An 18,880-nucleotide genomic window follows, 5' to 3' on the forward strand; every position below is an offset into this window, starting at 1 on the left:
ACTAGGCGCCCAACCATTGCGGAATACGCCGCTCCAGGTAGTAGCGCGGCCTACGCGGCGTGCCTTCGACAAAGCCGACGTGGCCACCGTTGGCGTGCAGCTCGAGGGCGGTGGTGGCGGACAGCTCGGCCGGTTCCGGCACGCTGTGGCGGAACACGAAGGGATCATCCTCGGCCTGGATCAGCAGGGTTGGCGTCGTGATCGTCGGCAGGTAGTAGCGGCTGGAGGCACGGCGGTAATAGTCCTGGGCGTCGCTGTAGCCGTGCAGCGGCGCGGTGAAGCGGCCGTCGAAATCCCAGAAGGTACGCATGCCGTGCAGTGGTCCGAGGCTCTGCAGGGCACCAAGGTGGTCGAGCAGCCCCTCGCGCTGGAAGCGCTGCTGTTTGTCCCTCACGTAGGCGACCATCGCCTTCATGAAATGCGCCTGGTAGACGCGGGAGAAGCCGAGGCCGATGCGATCGGCACATTGGTCCAGGCGGAACGGCACGGACACCGCAACCGCCTTGCGCAGCGGGCAACTGGCTGCCATTTCGCCCATGTACTTGAGCAGTACGTTGCCGCCCAGCGAGTAGCCGACCGCATGCAGCGGCGCCATGGGCCGGCAGGCCTGCAGATGCCCGATCACTTCGGCGAGATCATCGCTGGCGCCGGAATGATAGGCGCGCGGCAACAGGTTCGGTTCGCCCGAGCAGCCGCGCCAGTTGATCGCGACGCTCGCCCAGCCCTGCGCGCTCAGTTGTTGCTGCAGACCGAGCACGTAAAGCGAATTCGACGAGCCGGTCAGCCCGTGTAGCACAAGGACCAGCGGCGCTGTTGCTTCATGCGGGCCGTGCCAGTCCAGGTCGATGAAATCGCCATCGGCCAGCCACAGTCGCTCACGCCGGCGTTCGAGGCGCGGCGCCTTGCGAAAGAATGCGTTCCACAGGGTCTGCAGGTGCGGCCCGGGAAGCCACCAGGCGGGTTGGAAGGATTCGGACACGGTTGCTCGGGTTCCTCGTTTGCTCCGACGTTAGAGCCTCGGCGGCGGGAAGAAAAGCACGATGCAGGCGTTGAATGATGCTGGCCGCCTGGCGACTTATGTCTTTGGGGATATGGTCAGCGCCGCCTAAGGGGGGGAGAGTGACGCGATAGTCTTATCCGGAACCCTGCCCATGACGCTTACCCCCTTCGATCAACTGCTGGCTGCCGCGCGCCAGGAGCGCGAACCCCAGCGCCTGCTGTTCGTCTTCGTTAGCGCCGAACTGCCCGAGGATGCCACCGAGGCCGAGCGCCAGCGCTTCGAGGAAAACGCCGGCGGCTCGCTGAAACCGGTGCTCTGCGTCGACAAGCTGCCCGAGGAACTGAGCGACTTCGCCGCGCTGCGTGAAGAGTCCGAGCGCACCGGCGTGGCCTGGGATCTGCTGTTCGCCGCGGCGCTGCCCGGCCAGGCGGGCATCACGCCGAACGCCGACGAGGCCGAGCAGCCACTGAAGATGATGGTCAGCGCAATCGAGACCGGCAACGTCGGCCGCTTCCTGGCCTTCGATCGCAACGGTCAGACCGTCGACTTCTACTGAAGTCGCCGACTTCAAGCGGCGGGTGCGCTGCGCTCCCACAGCGCGTAGTGCACCTTGCCAGCCTGCTTCTCCCGATGCAGTCGCCAGTTCCCCGGCAGGCCGAGGCTGGACGGCAGTGCCTCGCTTTCGGTGTAGACCCAGGCGTGCTCGGCCAGCCAACCCTTTGTCTCCAGCAGCTCGCAGGCCGGTTGCAACAGATTCTTGTTGAACGGCGGGTCGAGGAATACCAGGTCGAAGGCGGTCGGCGTCTGGGTTTCCAGATAGCGCAGGGCATCGCTCTGCAGTAGCTGGCCGTGGCCGCAGTTCAGCGTGTCCAGATGCTTGCGCAGGCTGGCGATGGCGTTGGCGTTCACGTCCAGCGCCAGGGCCATGCTGGCGCCGCGCGACAGGGCTTCCAGATAGATCGCGCCGCTGCCGGTGAACGGATCGAGCACCCGCGCGCCGGATAGGTAGGGTGCCAGCCAGTTGAACAGGGTTTCGCGCACCCGGTCCGGCGTGGGGCGCAGGCCTTCGGCATCGGGGAAGCTGAAGCGGCGCGAGCGCCACTCGCCGCCGATGATGCGCAACTGGCCCTGGCCGCCGTGGGCGCTGGGGCGAATGGGTGGATTGGCCATCAGTGCTCCGGAACGCCGCTGGGCTGTTCGACTGGTTTATCGGTGGGCGGTGGCAGCGGTTGCTGCTCGACGCTGGGGCCGGCGGTGACGATGACGAAGGCGTCTTGCTGCAGATGCTTGTTCATCGCCGTCTTGACCTGTTCGACTGTCAGCGCCTGCACCTCGCCCATGAAATCCTCCAGGTAGGTCAGCGCCAGGTCGTAGAAGCCGATGCTGCCCAGCTGACCGACGATGTCGGCATTGCTTGCGGTAGACAGCGGGAAACTGCCGGCGATCTCGCGCTTGCTGCGCTCCAGCTCGGCCTCGGTCGGCCCTTCGGCGAGATAGTCGCGGACCAGCTGCTGCACCAGATCCAGTGCGCCATCGGTGAGTTCGGCGCGGGTCTGCATGCTGATCATGAACGGCCCTTCGGCACGCATCGGGCTGAAGCCGGAATAGATGCCGTAGGTCAGGCCGCGCTTTTCGCGCACTTCTTCCATCAGCCGCGTGCCGAAACCGCCGCCGCCGAGGATCTGGTTGCCCAGATAGAGCGCCGCATAGTCCGGATGGCCACGAGGGATGCCGAGTTGGGCCAGCATCAGGTGGCTCTGGTTGGAGGGGAAGTCGATGTGGTGCTTGCCGGCAACCGGAGCCTCGGGTGTCGGCGTCGCTGGCAGCGCCGGGCCTTCGGGCAGGGCGGCCGAGACGCCTGCGGCCAGGGCTTCGGCCTCTTCGCGGGAGAGGTCGCCGACCAGCGCGATCACGGCATTGCCTGCCGCATAGGCGCGGGCGTGGAAGTCGCGCAGCTGCTCGACGCTGATTGCCGGCACCGACTCGGGGGTGCCTTCGCTGGGGTGGGCGTAGGGGTGATCGCCATAGAGCTGCTCGAACAGCTCGAGGCTGGCGAGCTTGCCGGGGTTCTGCTTCTGGAATTCGAAGCCGGCCAGCAGCTGATTCTTGATACGTTGCAGCGAGTCCTCCGGAAAGCTCGGCTGGCCGATGACCTGATTGAACAGCGCCAGGGCCGGCTCGCGCTTGTCCGGCGCACTGAGACTGCGCAGGCTGACCACTGCCATGTCGCGGTAGGAACCGTTGCCGAAGTCCGCGCCCAGGCCTTCGAAGCCACGGGCGATGGCGCCGACGTCCTTGCCCTCGACACCCTCGTTGAGCATGGCGTTGGTCAGCAGTGCCAGGCCGGGTACGTCGCCGTCCTGGCTGCTGCCGGCGGAGAAGGTCAGGCGCAGGTCGAACATCGGCAGCTCGCGGGCTTCGACGAACAGTACCTTGGCGCCTTCGGCGGTCTGCCAGCTCTGGATGTCCAGCTTGCGCCGGGCCAGGGGTTGATCGCCCAGCTCGGCGAGCGATTCCAGACGAGGTTTTTCCGGCGTTGCGGTCGGCACGGCAGGCTGGGTCGCCTCGCGGGCGACGTCCTGCTTCGCCGGCTCGCCGGGTTGTGGCAGGGCGGTGGAGCCTTCATCGCAGCCCGCCAGGCCGAAACCGGCTGCCAGCAGCAGGCCGAACAGGCCGTTGCGCAGCGCTTTGCAATCACTCATCACGGGCTTCCTCGGGCAGAACATGGGCGACGCTCAGGCGGGAGCGGGTGAAATAGGTGCTGGCGGCCTGCTGGATGTCCTCGGGCGTGACCGCTTCCAGCGCGCTCAGCTCCTCGTCCATCAGGCGCCAGGACAGGCCGACGGTTTCCAGCTTGCCGATGGTGGTGGCCTGCTGGGTGATGGAATCGCGCTCGTAGACCAGGCCGGCGATGACCTGCGCACGCACGCGCTCGAGTTCATCCGCCGAGGGGGGTGCCTGCTTGAGCGCATCGAGTTCCTGCCACAGGCCGGCTTCGACTTCTTCCAGCGTGCGGCCCTTCTGCATGTTCGGCGCGGCGCTTAGGACGAACAGGCTGTCGCCGCGGGCATAGGCGTCGTACCAGGCCGAAGCGCTGGTCACCAGTTCTTCACCGCGCTCCAGCCGCTCCGGCAGGCGCGCGCTGTAGCCGCCGTCGAGCAGGGCGGAAATCAACCGCAGCGCATGCACCTGGCGGGCGTTCTCCTCGGTCGCCAGGCTCGGTGCGTTGAAGGCCATGAGCAGCGTCGGCAGCTGGGTCTTCACGTGCAGCTTGAGGCGCCGCTCGCCCGGCTCGGCCAGTTCCAGTGGCCGCTTGGCTGCTGGCACTTCGCGTTTCTCGATGTCGCCGAAGAAGCGCTCGGCCAGTCCGCGGACCTCATCGGCGGTCACGTCGCCGACCACCACCAGGGTAGCGTTGTTCGGCGCGTACCACTGCTCGTACCAGGCGCGCAGCTCGTCGGCCTGCATGCGGTTGAGGTCGGCCATCCAGCCGATGGTCGGGTTGCGATAGCCGCTGGCGGGGTAGACGATGGTCTTGAAGCGCTCGTAGGCCAGCGAGCTCGGCTTGTCATCGGTGCGCAGGCGGCGCTCTTCCTTGATCACTTCGATCTCGCGGGCGAACTCGTCTGGCGGCAGCTTGAGACTGGCCAGGCGATCGGCTTCGAGCTCGAACGCAACGGCCAGGCGGTCACGTGCCAGGACCTGGTAATAGGCGGTGTAGTCGTCGCTGGTGAAGGCGTTCTCCTCGGCGCCCAGCTCACGCAGGATGCGCGAGGCTTCGCCGGCATCGAGCTTGCGGCTGCCCTTGAACATCATGTGTTCCAGCGCGTGGGAGAGGCCGGTCTGGCCAGCCGTCTCGTAGCTGGAGCCAACCTTGTACCAGAGCTGGGATACCACTACCGGCGCACGATGATCCTCGCGCACGATCACTTTCAGGCCGTTGTCGAGGAAGAACTCGTGGGTGGGCTGGCTGTCTGCTGCTGCCAGCAGGGGCAGATAGAGCGCTCCGAGCAGCAGGGCGGCGGCGCGGCGTAACATCAGAGGCATAGTCGGGACTCGTCCAGTTGGTGTCCGCCACGGCAGACTGGCAGGGCGGCAACACGGCAGCCATGGTACTGGCGCGTGCGAATCAGGCAAAGCCGGGATATCCGCAGCCGAACCGGCCCTGATGCCGGAACCCGTGCTTAGCGCACCCGCTTTGCGAGGTGCTAGGATAGAGCCCGTTTGGCCGGCAGCGTGGCTGCCGGCGTATCGCATCCTTGAGAATACCTTCTCCATGTTTGGTTCCAACGACGACAAGAAGACACCGGCCGAGCCCGGCGAAAAGAAAGGCCTGTTCGGCTGGCTGCGCAAGAAACCGCAGCAGCCGGTGGCCGAGCAGCCTGCCGCCGAACCGCAGGAAGACAGCCTGCCGCACGCCGAGCAGCCTGAGGCAGAGAGCGAGCAACCGGCAATCACCACCTCCGGGCTATTGCCCGAACCGCCCGTCGAAGCCGAAATACTCCCAGAGCCAGAGCCAGAGCCAGAGCCAGAGCCAGAGCCAGAGCCAGAGCCAGAGCCAGAGCCAGAGCCAGAGCCAGAGCCAGAAATAGCGCCGGTGCCGGTCGCCGCGGCAGCGCCCGCCGAAGCACCGGCGAAGCTCGGCTTCTTCGCCCGCCTCAAGCAAGGCCTGTCCAAGACCAGCTCGAGCATCGGTGAAGGCATGGCCAGCCTGTTCCTCGGCAAGAAGGCCATCGACGATGACCTGCTCGACGAACTGGAAACCCGCCTGCTTACCGCCGACGTCGGTGTCGAGGCGACGACGGCGATCATGCAGAACCTCACGCGCCGCGTGTCGCGCAAGGAGCTGGCCGACAGTGGCGCGCTCTATACCGCGCTGCAGGAAGAACTCTCTGGGTTGCTCAAGCCGGTCGAGCAGCCGCTCGTGGTCGACAGTGGCAAGCGCCCGTATGTGATCCTCGTGGTCGGGGTGAATGGTGTCGGCAAGACCACCACCATCGGCAAGCTGGCGAAGAAGCTGCAGCTCGAAGGCAAGAAGGTCATGCTCGCCGCTGGCGACACCTTCCGCGCCGCGGCGGTGGAGCAATTGCAGGTGTGGGGCGAGCGCAACAGCATTCCGGTGATCGCACAGCACACCGGTGCCGACTCCGCCTCGGTGATCTTCGATGCGGTGCAGGCGGCCAAGGCGCGGGGCATCGATGTGCTGATCGCTGACACCGCTGGTCGGCTGCACACCAAGGACAACCTGATGGAGGAGCTGAAGAAGGTCCGCCGGGTGATGGGCAAGCTCGACGAGTCGGCTCCCCACGAGGTCCTGCTCGTGCTCGACGCCGGCACCGGCCAGAACGCCATCAACCAGACCAAACAGTTCAATCAGGCGGTCGAGCTGACCGGTCTGGTGCTGACCAAACTCGACGGCACCGCCAAGGGCGGTGTGATCTTCGCCCTGGCCAAGCAGTTCGGCACGCCGATCCGCTACATCGGCGTCGGCGAAGGGATCGACGACCTGCGCACGTTCGAGGCCGATGCGTTCGTCAAGGCGCTTTTTGCCCAGCGGGACGGCGCATGATTCGTTTCGAACAGGTCGGCAAACGCTACCCCAACGGCCACATCGGGTTGCACGAGCTTTCCTTTCAGGTGCGGCGTGGCGAATTCCTCTTCGTCACTGGCCATTCCGGCGCCGGCAAGAGCACGCTGCTGCGCCTGTTGCTGGCAATGGAGCGTCCCACCAGCGGCAAGCTGCTGCTGGCCGGGCAGGACCTGTCGCGCATCACCAATGCGCAGATTCCTTTCCTGCGCCGGCAGATCGGCGTGGTGTTCCAGAATCACCAGTTGCTGTTCGATCGCACGGTGTTCGACAACGTCGCCCTGCCGTTGCAGATTCTCGGGCTCAACAAGCGCGAGATTGGCCAGCGGGTGATGACCGCGCTGGAGCGCGTCAGCCTCAAGGACAAGGCGCTGCAGTATCCGGCGGACCTGTCCACCGGTCAGCAGCAGCGTGTCGGCATCGCTCGCGCCGTGGTGCACCGGCCGGCCCTGCTGCTCGCCGATGAACCGACCGGCAACCTCGACCCGCGACTCGCTGCGGAGATCATGGGCGTGTTCGAAGACATCAATCGCCTGGGTACCACCGTGCTCATCGCCAGCCACGATCTGGCGCTGATCGCGCGGATGCGTCATCGCATGCTGACCCTGCAACGTGGTCGCCTGATCGGCGACGGGGAGGCCAGCCGATGAGCAGCGAACGCAATCCCAAGACCAACCCGAGCACGGCCGAGCGCGTCGGCGGTTCGGTGAAGAAGCCGGAGCAGCCGCGCGGCGACGAGCCGGACTTCAAGACGCTGTTCCACGCCTGGCTGGAAAGTCATCGCGCCAGTTTGGTCGACAGCGTCGGGCGTCTGATCAAGCAGCCGATCGGCAGCTTCTTCACCTGCCTGGTGATGGCCGTGGCGTTGAGCCTGCCCATGGGCCTGGCGCTGCTGCTGGACAACGTCGAACGGCTCGGTGGCTCGTGGCAGCGTGCCGCGCAGATATCGCTGTTCATGCAGATTGAGGTGGATGGCGACGCTGGCGAGCGCCTGCGAGACGAGGTTGCCGCCATGCCCGACGTGGCAGCGGCGGACTGGGTCAGCCGCGAGCAGGCGCTGGACGAGTTCCAGCAGCTGTCCGGGCTTGGCGAAGCGCTCAAGGAGCTGCCGGACAATCCGCTGCCCGGCGTGGTCATCGTGACACCCGAAGAGGTGGACAAGGACAAGCTCGAAGCACTGCGTCAGCAGCTGGCCGAACTGCCCGGCGTGCAGTTGGCTCAGCTGGATCTGCTCTGGGTCGAGCGGCTGACCGCTATTCTCAAGCTTGGCGACCGCTTCGTCTTCGGCCTGACATTGTTGCTGGTGGCGACGTTGCTGCTGGTGATTGGCAACACCATCCGCCTGCACATCGAGAACCGCCGCACCGAGATCGAGGTGGTCAAGCTGGTGGGCGGCACCGATGGTTACGTCCGCCGTCCGTTCCTCTACATGGGTGCCATCTACGGTCTGGGCGCTGGCCTGATCGCCTGGCTGCTGCTGGCCTATGGACTGGGCTGGCTGAACGAGGCCGTGGTGAATCTGGCGGGCCTCTACGGCAGCGATTTCGGCCTGGGAGGCGTTCCGGCCGGTGATGCGTTATCGCTGGTGATCGGTGCGGTGCTGCTCGGCTACATCGGTGCCTGGCTGGCTGTCGCAAGGCATCTGAGCGAGCTGGCTCCTCGATAAAATTTCATTTGAAAACAATCACTTGGCAGTTGTGTCAGGGAACTTTTCCACAGGCTTGCAGTCTCATGCGGCAATGCTAAACTGCTGCAGCTTCGTCATTGGAGGTACTGCATGACAACTACTCTGCAACCTGTTCAAGCGCTAGTCCCGGGAGCGAATCTCGAGGCCTACGTGCAGACCGTGAACAGCCTCCCGCTGCTCACCGTCGAGCAGGAGCGCGAGCTGGCCGGGCGCCTCTTCTATCATCAGGATCTCGAAGCGGCTCGGCAGATGGTGCTGGCGCACCTGCGTTTCGTCGTTCACATCGCCCGCAGCTATTCCGGCTATGGTCTGGCCCAGGCCGACCTGATCCAGGAAGGCAACGTCGGCCTGATGAAGGCGGTCAAGCGTTTCAATCCGGAAATGGGTGTGCGGCTGGTGTCCTTCGCCGTACATTGGATTCGCGCCGAAATTCACGAATTCATCCTGCGTAACTGGCGCATCGTCAAGGTCGCGACGACCAAGGCGCAGCGCAAACTGTTCTTCAACCTGCGCAGCCAGAAAAAGCGTCTGGCCTGGCTGAACAACGAAGAAGTCACCGCCGTGGCCAATAGCCTGGGCGTCGAGCCGCACGAAGTGCGCGAAATGGAAAGCCGCCTCACCGGCCATGACATGGCCTTCGACCCGGCCGCCGATGCCGACGACGACAGCGCCTACCAGTCGCCTGCGCACTATCTGGAAGATCATCGCTACGATCCGGCCCGCCAGCTGGAAGATGCCGACTGGAGCGACAGTTCCACTTCCAGCCTGCATACGGCGCTCGAGGGGCTCGACGAGCGCAGCCGGGACATTCTCCAGCAACGCTGGCTGAACGAAGACAAGGCGACCCTGCACGACCTGGCTGCCAAGTACAACGTATCGGCCGAGCGCATTCGTCAGCTGGAGAAGAATGCGATGAACAAGTTGAAGGGCTCGATTCAGGCCTGATGCTCGTCAGCTGAAAACGAATCGCGGGATGCCATTGGCTCCCGCGATTTTTTTTGCCTGCCGTTCGCTCGGGGTGCCGCCCGGCTATCGAGGCTTGCTTCTGGCCTGGCGGATGTTGTCTCGCGCCTGTTCAACCGCGACCAGCAGCTGGGCGTTGGTGATCGGCTTGTGCAGCCAGACGATCCCTGCGGGGAACTGTGCCTGCTCGAACTGGTGCGCGGCGGAGATAACGACGATGGGCAGATCCTGCATCGCCGGTTGATCGCGCAATTCGTCGATAAGCTGCATGCCGCTGCCGTCGGGCAGGTGCAGGTCCAGTGTCATGGCCTCGTAATGGCTGGCAGCGAGCTTTTCACGGGCCTGATGCAGGCTTTGCACGCGCTCCACGCCGTAGCCGCCCTCGCGCAGCATCATATGCAGCAGACGGCCGGTGTCAGGCTCGTCTTCGACGACCAGGATTCGCGGCTGGCCGTCGCGGCAGTCCGATTCGGCTGGCGGTATCTGGATCGGCAGCTCGCACCAGAAGGTGGTGCCCTGGCCGGGTACGCAGTCGAAGCCGACCGTACCGCCCATGCGTTCGATCAGCTCCTTGGTGATCGCAAGTCCGAGTCCGGTACCGGACTTCTGCCGGCTGTCGGAGGCATCGGCCTGGGCGAACTTCTCGAACACGCGGGAGCGGAACGCCTCGGGAATGCCGGGGCCCTGGTCGGTAACGCTGATACGAACCTTGGTCCCACGCAGGGAGCTGTGCAGGCGAATCTCTCCGCCCTCGGGGGTGAACTTGACGGCGTTTGAGAGGAAGTTGCCAAGCACCTGCTGCAGGCGCAGGCCGTCCACCCAGACCAGCACATCGGTCGGATGCTCGAGCGTACAGCGCACGCCATGCTGCTCGCAGAGGGCCTGGTTGCTCGCCAGCGATTCCTCGAGCAGGTCGCCAAGCGAATGTTCGCGCAGTTCGAACGACATCTTGCCGGCGGCAATCTTTTCCATGTCCAGCAGGTCGTTGATCAGATGACCCAGGCGCAGGCTGTTGCGGTAGGCGATCTCGAGCATCTGCTGCATGGCTGGAGGCGCTGCCCCGAGCGCGCCGCCGACGATCAGTCCGAGCGCACCGCTGATGGAGGTCAGTGGCGTGCGCAGCTCGTGGCTGACGGTGGAAACGAAGTCGTTCTTCATCTGCTCGACGCGCTTGCGTTCGGTGAGGTCCATCAGCGTGCCGCTGATGCGCTGGGCCATGCCTTGTGGATCGCGCTGGATGTAGCCACGCAGCAACACGGGTACGACGTGGCCGTGCTTGTGCTGCAGGCGCAGTTCGGTAGTGAAATGATCGACATTGGACAGCATGGTTTGCGCCAGCCGGGCTTTCTGCTGCGCTAGGTCTTCGGCAACCGTCAACCGCTCCCACAGTTTGAGGTCGCAGGTCAGCTCGTTGGGACGATAACCGAGCATTTCCCAGGCGCGGGGCGAGGCGAACATGCTGCCGGCTTCCAGATCGAGATCCCACAGCCCATCGTTGCTGCCTTTCAGGGCCAGCGACAGACGCTCCTCGCTCAAGCGCAGATCGTGTTTGCTCTGACGTATGTGCCGCGTCATCTCGTTCGCCAGCGCCTGGGCACGGCTATGGCGCAACGCCAATGACGAGGTCAGGAAAAAAACCAGCAGGCTCAGACCGAGCCCCAGGCCGAACACCAGTGCCTCGTTGGAATGAAAACGCTCGTCGAACTCGGGCCGGCTATCCATGCGCAGCGTCCAGGTCTGGCCGTACAGCTCGAGCTGCTGCAACTGGCTGAAGCGGGCACTGCCGGGCTCGGGGGCTTCGCTCGATGCGTACAGCAGGTGTTCCGGCTCTTCACCGGGACTGGCGTAGATATGCAGCGCCAGCGGCAGATCGGCCGCTCGCAGAATGCCGCGCATCAGATCTTCGACGCGATAAGGGCTATAGACGAAGCCGCGCAGCGCCTGCATGCGCTGCTCCGGCGTCGTCAGCGGCGCGCTCGGTCGATACACCGGGACATAGAGCAGCACTCCGGCCTGCACCTTGCCGTGGGTTTCCTGCAGAAGCGTTACCTTGCCGGTAATACTCGTTTCGCCCAACTGAGCCGCGCGTTGCATGGCGCGCCGGCGAGTCGGCTCGGAATACATGTCGTAGCCGAAAGCGGCCAGGTTGCGGCTGAGGAATGGCTCGAGAAAAATGATCGAGGTGTAGAGTTCCCGCTGACCGGGCGGATGAATGTCGTAATCCGGGTAGCCCTGTGCACGAATGCGTGCGACGTGCGCATCGCGCTCGGCATGCGGGATCGCCTGGCTGAAACCGACGCCCTGGATGCCGGGATAACGGTCTGGCAACAGCAAGCGCTCGACGTACGTGCGCCACTGCTCGCGGCTGACATTCTCCATGGCATCGAACAGGCCGGCGCCGCCGAGCAGGATCTGCTCGTGGTCCCGTAGCCGCTTGCGGATTGCTTCGGTGACCTTCTCGCCGAGCAGCTGGAACTGCTGCTGGGCCGCGCTAGCCTCGTTGGTGCGCAGACTCTGCCAGACCACCAGTTGGACCAGCAGGGTGAACGCCAGCATTCCCCAGGCAACGCCGTTTCTCCAGCTGAACAGCTGTCGCAGGCCGTGAGGCTGATTGTGGTGTATCGCTGGATCGCTCATCATCTTCGTTGCGGTACGCGGTGGTTGACCGATTGGACGCCGGAGGCCTGGAATCGGTGCCAGTCTGCGGCACTCGAGCCAGTATGCCGCAAAGCCGGTTGCCCGGCTTTCCATGACGGCGAGGTTGACCGTTCTGTCAGCTTACCTGCCGTAATGGCCTATTGATATATGCGCCTGATCAGGCTCCGGACGAGCGGCAACTCTGCCCGTAGCGGAGTTCGGCCGCGCGCCAATCGATGTCGCTGGCAGGCTGCGGTCGTGCAAAGCCGTAGCCTTGGCCATAGTCGCAATTCTGCGCCAGCAGAAACGCCGCCTGGTCTGCAGTCTCGATGCCTTCCGCCACGACTTTGAGGCCCAGATTGTGTGCCAGGCCGATGACCGAGCGGGTGATAGCGGCGTCCTCGCGGTCGTCGGGCAGGCCGCGGACGAAGCCCTGGTCGATCTTCAGTTTGTGCACGTTCATGCGCTTGAGTCGCTGGAGTGACGAGTAGCCGGTGCCGAAATCGTCGATCGCCAGCTGAACGCCGAGTGCGCGCAGGCGCTGCAGTAGCTCCAGAGCGGCGTCCGGGTCCTGCATCACCGCGCTTTCGGTGATCTCCAGTTCCAGATGGTGCGCCTCTAGCCCGCAGCGGGCCAGAATGGTGGCGACCTGCAGGTCGAGCTCGCCGTTGCCGAACAGGCGGCTGGAGATGTTCACCGCGATGAAGCCCAGCGGGCGACCCTGGCCAAGCCACTCTCGAGCCTGATTGCAGGCCTGCTCCAGCACCCAGTGATCGATCGCGCTGATCAGCCCGGTTTCCTCGGCGACCGGAATGAAGATGCCCGGTGCGATCAGGCCTTTCTCCGGGTGTAGCCAGCGTACCAGTGCCTCGAAACCGGTGATCGTGCCCTCGCGCAGGTCGTAGATCGGCTGAAAGTGCAGGCGCAGCTGTCCTTGCTCGAGGGCCTGGCGCAATGCGGTGACCAGTTCGACGCGCTGGCGGGCCTGGCTGGTCAGTTCCTCGGAATAAAACGCATAGGTTGAGCGGCCGCTGTTCTTGGCCTTGAACAGCGCCGAGTCGGCGTTGCGCATCAGCTGTTCGACGTTCTGCACGTCGGTCGGATAGGGGTACAGCACGATGCCGATGCTGGCGCTGCTGAACAGCTCCTGTCCGGCAATATGGAAGGGTTCGTTCAGTCGGTCGAGAATGCGCAACGCCAGCGAGGTGGCCTTCTCCGCGCCGTAGCCTTCACAGAGCAGGGCGAACTCGTCACCGCCGAGTCGGCCAAGCGTCATGCCTTCTTCCAGGTACTCGCCCAGTCGCGTGCTGACAGCCTGCAACAGCGCGTCGCCCAGGCTGTGGCCAAGGCTTTCATTGATGTCCTTGAAGTGATCGAGGTCGATCAGAAGTAATGCACCGCTGCGTCTGTTGGCCCTGGCGCGCTCGAGATCCTGCTTGGCGCGTTCGGTGAACAGCAGCCGATTCGGCAGCTTGAGCAACGGGTCGTAATGAGCGAGCTGGTCGAGCTCTTCGCGCGAGCGCTTGAGCGCCGAGAGATCGGAGAACACCGCCACATAATGGCTGAGCTGGCCCTGGTTGTCATGGATGCAGCGCAGGTTCTGCCATTGCGGGTACACCTCGCCATTCTTGCGTCGGTTCCAGATCTCGCCGCTCCACTCGCCATGCTCTTTCAGCGCCAGCCACATCTGGTTGTAGAAGGCTGCGTCGTGCTTGCCAGACGCGAAGAGTCTAGGGGTCTGTCCAAGGACTTCCTCGGTGCTGTATCCGGTGATGCGGCTGAACGCCGGATTGACGTGCACGATGTGTTGGCTTGGATCAGTGACCAGCACGCCTTCCTGAGTGCTGTCGAAGACTGCGGCGGCCTGCTTCAGGCTGGTTTCCTGGACGTGCTGTGCGCGCTGCTGTTCGTCGAAGCGGCGAAAGTGCTGGCGGCCGAGCAGGAATATCAGCACGGTGGTAAGCCCCACGAACAGCGCTCCCTTGCCCGTTTGCCAGGTTTGGCTATCGCCTGCAGCGAGGTAGCCGACTAGTGTGTCGCCGAGGAGAATCCACAGCATGGCCAGGCAGAAGTAGCCCAGACTCAGCCGGACGAGGTAGGTGTTCATGGTTGCTCTCGGGTCCGATCCAGATACTGCATAGTCAAACCCCATCGCACTGGCTGAGCGGGAGGCACGTCATCTCGCACCGGAGGTGCTGCATCCTGCTGCGCCGGTTGTTCTGCATGCTGGTTCAGAGCCAGCCCGGCCACCAGTCCGGGTGGTCCGGTTTGATCCGCTGCAGGTAGTGGCTGCCACCCAGCTGGCGCATCTGTTGCCGAATCCAGGCCGCGCGATTGTTCACGTGGCTGCCCGGTTTGCCAGCGCTCCACTCTCGCGGGTTGGGCAGCACTGCGGCGAGGAGGCTGGCCTGGCGGGTCGACAGGTACGGTGCACCGGTTCCGAAGTGATGCTGGGCCGCCGCCTGCGCACCGAAGACGCCATCGCCCCACTCGACGCTATTGAGATAAACCTCAAGGATGCGCTGCTTGGGCCATAAAAGCTCGATCAGCGCAGTGAACCAGGCCTCCAGTCCTTTGCGCGGCCAGCTGCGGCCGGACCAGAGAAACAGATTCTTCGCCACCTGCTGACTCAGCGTGCTGGCACCGCGTAATGAGCCACCGCGCTCATTGTGGCTGAGCGCCGCACGGATTGCTGCGACATCGAAGCCCCAGTGGTCGGCGAACTTCTGATCCTCGGCGGCGATCACCGCCATCTTCAGATCGTCCGGCAGCACTTTCCAAGGCCGCCAGCCGCGGGTCAGGTCGATAGTTTCGCCTGTGCGCCATGACTCGATCTTGCGCTCGATCATCAAAGCGGTGAACGGCGGTGGCACCCAGCGAAACAGCAGTACCAGCAGCGCCGAGAGGCCGATCAGCCAGAGCAGCAGTTTGGAGAGGCGCAGCAGCAGGTTTCGCAACATGGCACTTGGTCGTGGGCGAAAAGAGCGGGCATTATAGCGACCGCTAAGGCCATCGACCGGAAATGGCAATGATTCGTGCTTATATCGTCCTTGCCGCGCTGTTCGGCTTGACCGGCGTTGCGCTCGGCGCCTTCGCTTCCCATGCCCTCAAGAGCCAGTTGAGCGCTGCCTATCTCGCGGTGTTTCAGACAGGCGTGCAGTACCAGATGCTTCATGCGCTGGCGCTGCTCGGCGTCGCGCTTCTTTCGCTGCATCGGCCCAGCCGCCTGCTGGCTGTAGCAGGCGGCCTGTTCGTCGTCGGTATCTTGCTGTTCTCCGGCAGTCTCTATCTGCTCACCCTCAGTGGAATCGGCAAACTGGGCATGATCACGCCGCTCGGGGGGACGTCCTTTCTCGTGGGTTGGCTCTGCCTGGCATTGGCCGGCTGGCGCATACGCGGCTGAGCGGGACGAACGGCCGCGGGCTTCGCGTTGGTGGCGTGGGTGATTCGGGCTAGAATGCCGTCCCCTTTTCGCAATGGCGGCGAACAGCATGCAGATCCAGTTGAATGGCGAACCCTATGAGCTGCCAGCCGGCGAGTCGGTGGCCGACCTGCTGGTGCGTCTGGACCTGACCGGACGCCGTCTGGCCGTCGAGCTCAATCGGGACATCGTGCCGCGCAGCGCGCACGCGACTACCGAACTCAGCGAAGGCGATCACGTCGAGGTGGTGCACGCCATCGGTGGCGGCTAGCCGGTCGCGCTCATCCGAAGTACGCCGCCTTGCGGCGCCCAGCCCGCAGCAACACGTCCGAACGAGGAATTCCCATGCGCCCAGTTCCGCACGACAAGCCCTTCACCCTGGCCGGTCGCACCTATCAATCGCGCCTGCTGGTCGGCACCGGCAAGTACAAGGACCTTGAGGAGACGCGTGCGGCCATTGAGGCCTCGGGTGCCGAGATCGTCACCGTAGCGGTGCGCCGCACCAATATTGGCCAGAATCCGGGCGAGCCGAATCTGCTCGATGTGATCAGCCCCGAGCGCTACACCATCCTGCCGAACACCGCCGGCTGTTTCACTGCCGAGGACGCAGTGCGTACCTGTCGCCTGGCCCGTGAGCTCCTCGACGGCCACAAGCTGGTCAAGCTGGAAGTGCTGGCCGATCAGAAGACGCTGTTTCCCAACGTGATCGAGACCCTCAAGGCCGCCGAAGTACTGATCCGGGACGGCTTCGACGTCATGGTCTATACCAGCGACGACCCGATCATCGCTCGCCAGCTGGCCGAGATGGGTTGCATCGCGGTGATGCCGCTGGCCGGCCTGATCGGCACCGGCCTGGGTATCTGCAATCCGTACAACCTGCGCATCATCCTCGAGGAAGCCACCGTGCCCGTGCTGGTGGATGCCGGTGTCGGAACCGCTTCGGACGCCACTATCGCCATGGAGCTGGGCTGCGAAGCGGTGCTGATGAACAGCGCCATCGCCCATGCGCAGAATCCCGTGCTGATGGCCGAGGCCATGAAGTACGCCATCGAGGCCGGCCGCCTGGCCTATCTCGCCGGCCGCATGCCGAAGAAGCTCTACGCCAGCGCCTCGTCGCCGCTGGACGGGCTGATTCGTTGAAACGATTCGTGGCCGGCCCCGACCTTGTGTCGGGGGCCGGCTTTTTTATTTCTCGCAGGTAGACCATGACAGAGCAGAACCCCGCGGCCGAAGCGCAGCAAACCGAGCACCGCCGTACTATCAAGAGTTTCGTGATGCGTGCCGGGCGCATGACCGAAGGCCAGCAGCGTGGCCTGGAGCAGGGCTGGCCGAAGTTCGGCCTGGAGATCGAGAACGGGCTGCGCGATTTCGACGAGGTGTTCGGCCGTAGCGCGCCGCGCACCTTCGAGATCGGCTTCGGCATGGGCCATTCCACCCTGGAAATGGCCGCTGCGGCGCCGGATCAGGACTTCATTGGCGTGGAAGTGCATAAACCTGGGGTCGGCGCGTTGCTGAGCGGACTTGTGTCACAGAAATTGAACAACGTCAGGGTCTACAGTTGCGACGCCTTGGAGGTACTGCGCGATTGCGTGGCCGACGCCAGCCTGGACCGCGTATTGCTGTTCTTTCCGGACCCCTGGCACAAGAGCCGTCATCACAAGCGACGTATCGTGCAGCCGGCTTTCGCCGAGCTGGTGCGCAGCAAGCTGAAGATCGGCGGCGTACTGCATATGGCCACCGACTGGGAGCCCTATGCCGAATATATGCTCGAGGTGATGAACGTCGCCCCGGGCTATCGCAATCTGGCCGAGGATGGACGTTGCGTGCCACGGCCTGCGGAGCGACCGATCACCAAGTTCGAGCGCCGTGGTGAACGGCTCGGTCATGGCGTCTGGGACCTGAAATTCCAGCGCATCGACTGAGCGCGGTCAGTAAAAGCGAAACGCCCGCGACCTAGTCCCGGCTGCCCTATCAGCGGCGTCAGGCAGCCAGGTCGCTTGCCACACCCAGATCGAGAGCCGCAGCAGCGGCCAGGGAAGAGTGCTGCCAGGACGGCATGCCTGCCCACACCATATAACAATGCAACGCCGATAGCCGGGTTCGCCACGCGGTGCCCAGCATCGTGCGCAATTGGGGGAGTAGACGATGTACGGAAAGATCGGAATTCTGTTGTTGGCAGCCTGTACCGCGTTACCGGCACAGGCGAAGGTAGACAGCACGCAGGCCGCGCGACTGGGGCAGGACCTGACTCCGCTGGGAGCGGAGCGCGGCGGCAATCCCGCGGGGACGATCCCGCCCTGGGCCGGGGGCGTTGCAGCACCCGCCGGCTACGAGCCCGGGATGCACCATCCCGACCCGTATGCGGCCGATTCAGTGCTCTATCGCGTCGATCACACCAATATCAACGAGTACGGCGGCCAGCTTTCCGACGGTATGAAGGCGCTGCTGGAGCGTTATCCCGACTACCACCTGCGCGTATTTCCGACCCGCCGCAGCGCCTCGGTGCCGCAGCGGATCTATGATGCCACCCGCTACAACGCCGTCAGCGCCGAGCTCATCGCCAACGGCAACGGTATCCAGGGCGCGGCAGCCGGCATTCCCTTCCCTATCCCGCAGAGCGGCATCGAGGTGATCTGGAATCACATCCTGCATTACAAGGGTGACCAGAGCCACATGATCAATAACCAGGCAGTGGTGATCGGTGGCCGGGCCAATTACATCAAGCGCGATCGGCACATCTATTACGTCTACAACCGCGAAGGCATGACTCACGCGGACCTGGACAACACAGTGCTGTACTACAAGTACCGTGTCACCGCGCCGGCCAAGCTGTCCGGTACGGCACTGGTGGTGCAGGACCCGCTCGATCAGGTGCTGACCACTCGCAAGGCGTGGCGCTACAGCCCGGACGATCGCCGCGTGCGCCGTCTGCCGTCACTGGCTTATGACTCCTTGCAGCCCGACACCAGCGGCTTGGCCACGGCCGATGTGGTCGATTCGTTCAACGGCGCGCCGGATCGCTACGAGTGGGAGCTGCTCGGCAAGCGTGAAATGCTGATGCCCTACAACAGCTATGCCGTGCATCAGAAGGGCCTCCCCTACGACAGTATCGTCCAGGCACGCACCCTGAACCCGGAACTGCTGCGCTATGAGCTGCATCGCGTGTGGGTGGTCGAGGCGACCTTGCGCAAGGGCTTCAGTCACCTCTACGACAAGCGTCGGTTCTATATCGACGAGGACAGCTGGGCGATCCTTGCCGTCGACCTGTACGACGAGAAGGGCGAGCTGATCGGCCTGCAGGAAAGCCATCCGATCAGCTATTACGACGTGCCGATGTTCAACAGCACGCTGGAAACGCTCTACCACCTCAAGGACGGCAACTACTTCGTCGATGGGCTGGACAACAACGAGCCGATGTACGACTTCAACGTCAAGCTCGGCCCGCGTGATTTCTCGCCGCAGGCGCTGCGTCGCGGCAACTGACGAAGGACAGAAACAGAAGATGCACGAAAGGGCGCCGCTGGCGCCCTTTTTCGTACCACCAGAACTGCCGTCGCGCGTCGCTGCGGCGGTGTGAGGCTACAA

At 64.2% G+C, this 18,880-nt stretch carries 17 protein-coding genes; 10 read left to right on the top strand and 7 right to left on the bottom strand.

Annotation, left to right across the window (positions count from 1 at the left end; translation table 11 throughout):
• Position 1 precedes the first annotated feature (1 nt).
• Positions 2 to 979 (bottom strand): hydrolase, encoded by a 978-nt coding sequence (locus CW305_RS20630; RefSeq protein WP_090520803.1) that lies wholly within the window; start codon positions 977 to 979, stop codon positions 2 to 4.
• A 172-nt stretch (positions 980 to 1,151) separates the two neighbouring features.
• On the opposite strand from CW305_RS20630, the gene CW305_RS20635 reads away from it, so the two are divergent.
• On the top strand, positions 1,152 to 1,556 hold the full coding sequence (locus CW305_RS20635; protein WP_042927084.1) for a hypothetical protein: 405 nt from the start codon (positions 1,152 to 1,154) through the stop codon (positions 1,554 to 1,556).
• 11 nt (positions 1,557 to 1,567) lie between these two features.
• Here the strand turns inward: CW305_RS20635 and rsmD are convergent, their stop codons facing one another.
• The 3 genes from rsmD to CW305_RS20650 are packed head-to-tail and all read right to left on the bottom strand — an operon-like array spanning position 1,568 to position 5,047.
• Positions 1,568 to 2,170, bottom strand: a complete 603-nt coding sequence (rsmD, locus tag CW305_RS20640) for a 16S rRNA (guanine(966)-N(2))-methyltransferase RsmD (RefSeq protein WP_104098830.1) — start codon at positions 2,168 to 2,170, stop codon at positions 1,568 to 1,570.
• Positions 2,170 to 3,702: a M16 family metallopeptidase gene (locus CW305_RS20645; RefSeq protein WP_104098831.1), complete on the bottom strand. Its 1,533-nt coding sequence runs from the start codon at positions 3,700 to 3,702 to the stop codon at positions 2,170 to 2,172. The genes rsmD and CW305_RS20645 overlap by 1 nt, the downstream gene beginning before the upstream one ends.
• Positions 3,695 to 5,047, bottom strand: a complete 1,353-nt coding sequence (locus CW305_RS20650; RefSeq protein ID WP_104098832.1) for a M16 family metallopeptidase — start codon at positions 5,045 to 5,047, stop codon at positions 3,695 to 3,697. The genes CW305_RS20645 and CW305_RS20650 overlap by 8 nt, the downstream gene beginning before the upstream one ends.
• 229 nt (positions 5,048 to 5,276) lie before the next feature.
• Here CW305_RS20650 and ftsY point away from each other — a divergent pair, with 229 nt between their 5' ends.
• The 4 genes from ftsY to rpoH all read left to right on the top strand — a co-directional run bounded on the left by ftsY (position 5,277) and on the right by rpoH (position 9,219).
• The gene (gene ftsY, locus CW305_RS20655; protein ID WP_104098833.1) at positions 5,277 to 6,569 is read left to right on the top strand and encodes a signal recognition particle-docking protein FtsY; all 1,293 of its coding nucleotides are present in this window, start codon (positions 5,277 to 5,279) and stop codon (positions 6,567 to 6,569) included.
• A complete protein-coding gene (gene ftsE, locus CW305_RS20660) occupies positions 6,566 to 7,237 on the top strand; it encodes a cell division ATP-binding protein FtsE (protein WP_003297174.1) in 672 nt (223 codons plus the stop codon). The genes ftsY and ftsE overlap by 4 nt, the downstream gene beginning before the upstream one ends.
• Positions 7,234 to 8,253, top strand: coding sequence for a permease-like cell division protein FtsX (ftsX, locus tag CW305_RS20665; protein ID WP_104098834.1), 1,020 nt, complete (start codon positions 7,234 to 7,236; stop codon positions 8,251 to 8,253). The genes ftsE and ftsX overlap by 4 nt, the downstream gene beginning before the upstream one ends.
• A gap of 111 nt (positions 8,254 to 8,364) precedes the next feature.
• On the top strand, positions 8,365 to 9,219 hold the full coding sequence (rpoH, locus tag CW305_RS20670) for an RNA polymerase sigma factor RpoH (RefSeq protein WP_104098835.1): 855 nt from the start codon (positions 8,365 to 8,367) through the stop codon (positions 9,217 to 9,219).
• A gap of 84 nt (positions 9,220 to 9,303) precedes the next feature.
• Here rpoH and CW305_RS20675 read toward each other — a convergent pair whose 3' ends face one another.
• From CW305_RS20675 to mtgA, 3 genes are all read right to left on the bottom strand, one after another.
• A complete protein-coding gene (locus CW305_RS20675; protein ID WP_014818729.1) occupies positions 9,304 to 11,874 on the bottom strand; it encodes a hybrid sensor histidine kinase/response regulator in 2,571 nt (856 codons plus the stop codon).
• 178 nt (positions 11,875 to 12,052) lie between these two features.
• The gene (gene dibA, locus CW305_RS20680; RefSeq protein WP_104098836.1) at positions 12,053 to 13,981 is read right to left on the bottom strand and encodes a phosphodiesterase DibA; all 1,929 of its coding nucleotides are present in this window, start codon (positions 13,979 to 13,981) and stop codon (positions 12,053 to 12,055) included.
• Between the two features lie 124 nt (positions 13,982 to 14,105).
• Positions 14,106 to 14,834 (bottom strand): monofunctional biosynthetic peptidoglycan transglycosylase, encoded by a 729-nt coding sequence (mtgA, locus tag CW305_RS20685; protein ID WP_104098837.1) that lies wholly within the window; start codon positions 14,832 to 14,834, stop codon positions 14,106 to 14,108.
• Between the two features lie 68 nt (positions 14,835 to 14,902).
• Here mtgA and CW305_RS20690 point away from each other — a divergent pair, with 68 nt between their 5' ends.
• The 5 genes from CW305_RS20690 to CW305_RS20710 all read left to right on the top strand — a co-directional run bounded on the left by CW305_RS20690 (position 14,903) and on the right by CW305_RS20710 (position 18,778).
• Positions 14,903 to 15,277: a DUF423 domain-containing protein gene (locus tag CW305_RS20690; RefSeq protein ID WP_104098838.1), complete on the top strand. Its 375-nt coding sequence runs from the start codon at positions 14,903 to 14,905 to the stop codon at positions 15,275 to 15,277.
• A gap of 73 nt (positions 15,278 to 15,350) precedes the next feature.
• Positions 15,351 to 15,566, top strand: a complete 216-nt coding sequence (thiS, locus tag CW305_RS20695) for a sulfur carrier protein ThiS (protein WP_256364880.1) — start codon at positions 15,351 to 15,353, stop codon at positions 15,564 to 15,566.
• A gap of 74 nt (positions 15,567 to 15,640) precedes the next feature.
• Positions 15,641 to 16,435, top strand: a complete 795-nt coding sequence (locus CW305_RS20700) for a thiazole synthase (RefSeq protein ID WP_014818734.1) — start codon at positions 15,641 to 15,643, stop codon at positions 16,433 to 16,435.
• A 65-nt stretch (positions 16,436 to 16,500) separates the two neighbouring features.
• Positions 16,501 to 17,217: a tRNA (guanosine(46)-N7)-methyltransferase TrmB gene (gene trmB, locus CW305_RS20705; RefSeq protein WP_044314788.1), complete on the top strand. Its 717-nt coding sequence runs from the start codon at positions 16,501 to 16,503 to the stop codon at positions 17,215 to 17,217.
• A gap of 223 nt (positions 17,218 to 17,440) precedes the next feature.
• Complete coding sequence (locus CW305_RS20710; protein ID WP_041015111.1) at positions 17,441 to 18,778, top strand: DUF1329 domain-containing protein; 1,338 nt, start codon at positions 17,441 to 17,443, stop codon at positions 18,776 to 18,778.
• The last annotated feature ends 102 nt before the right edge of the window (positions 18,779 to 18,880 follow it).

Origin of the sequence: Stutzerimonas kunmingensis, assembly GCF_002929225.1 — a bacterium.
Classification (GTDB): Bacteria; Pseudomonadota; Gammaproteobacteria; order Pseudomonadales; family Pseudomonadaceae; genus Stutzerimonas.

Coding starts and splice junctions, on each gene's coding strand:
- CW305_RS20690 (WP_104098838.1), top strand. CDS start 14,903: ATGATTCGTGCTTATATCGTCCTTGCCGCGCTGTTCGGCTTGACCGGC.
- CW305_RS20675 (WP_014818729.1), bottom strand. CDS start 11,874: ATGAGCGATCCAGCGATACACCACAATCAGCCTCACGGCCTGCGACAG.
- thiS (WP_256364880.1), top strand. CDS start 15,351: ATGGCGGCGAACAGCATGCAGATCCAGTTGAATGGCGAACCCTATGAG.
- ftsX (WP_104098834.1), top strand. CDS start 7,234: ATGAGCAGCGAACGCAATCCCAAGACCAACCCGAGCACGGCCGAGCGC.
- CW305_RS20635 (WP_042927084.1), top strand. CDS start 1,152: ATGACGCTTACCCCCTTCGATCAACTGCTGGCTGCCGCGCGCCAGGAG.
- dibA (WP_104098836.1), bottom strand. CDS start 13,981: ATGAACACCTACCTCGTCCGGCTGAGTCTGGGCTACTTCTGCCTGGCC.
- CW305_RS20700 (WP_014818734.1), top strand. CDS start 15,641: ATGCGCCCAGTTCCGCACGACAAGCCCTTCACCCTGGCCGGTCGCACC.
- rsmD (WP_104098830.1), bottom strand. CDS start 2,170: ATGGCCAATCCACCCATTCGCCCCAGCGCCCACGGCGGCCAGGGCCAG.
- mtgA (WP_104098837.1), bottom strand. CDS start 14,834: ATGTTGCGAAACCTGCTGCTGCGCCTCTCCAAACTGCTGCTCTGGCTG.
- CW305_RS20645 (WP_104098831.1), bottom strand. CDS start 3,702: ATGAGTGATTGCAAAGCGCTGCGCAACGGCCTGTTCGGCCTGCTGCTG.
- rpoH (WP_104098835.1), top strand. CDS start 8,365: ATGACAACTACTCTGCAACCTGTTCAAGCGCTAGTCCCGGGAGCGAAT.
- CW305_RS20710 (WP_041015111.1), top strand. CDS start 17,441: ATGTACGGAAAGATCGGAATTCTGTTGTTGGCAGCCTGTACCGCGTTA.
- CW305_RS20650 (WP_104098832.1), bottom strand. CDS start 5,047: ATGCCTCTGATGTTACGCCGCGCCGCCGCCCTGCTGCTCGGAGCGCTC.
- ftsY (WP_104098833.1), top strand. CDS start 5,277: ATGTTTGGTTCCAACGACGACAAGAAGACACCGGCCGAGCCCGGCGAA.
- trmB (WP_044314788.1), top strand. CDS start 16,501: ATGACAGAGCAGAACCCCGCGGCCGAAGCGCAGCAAACCGAGCACCGC.
- ftsE (WP_003297174.1), top strand. CDS start 6,566: ATGATTCGTTTCGAACAGGTCGGCAAACGCTACCCCAACGGCCACATC.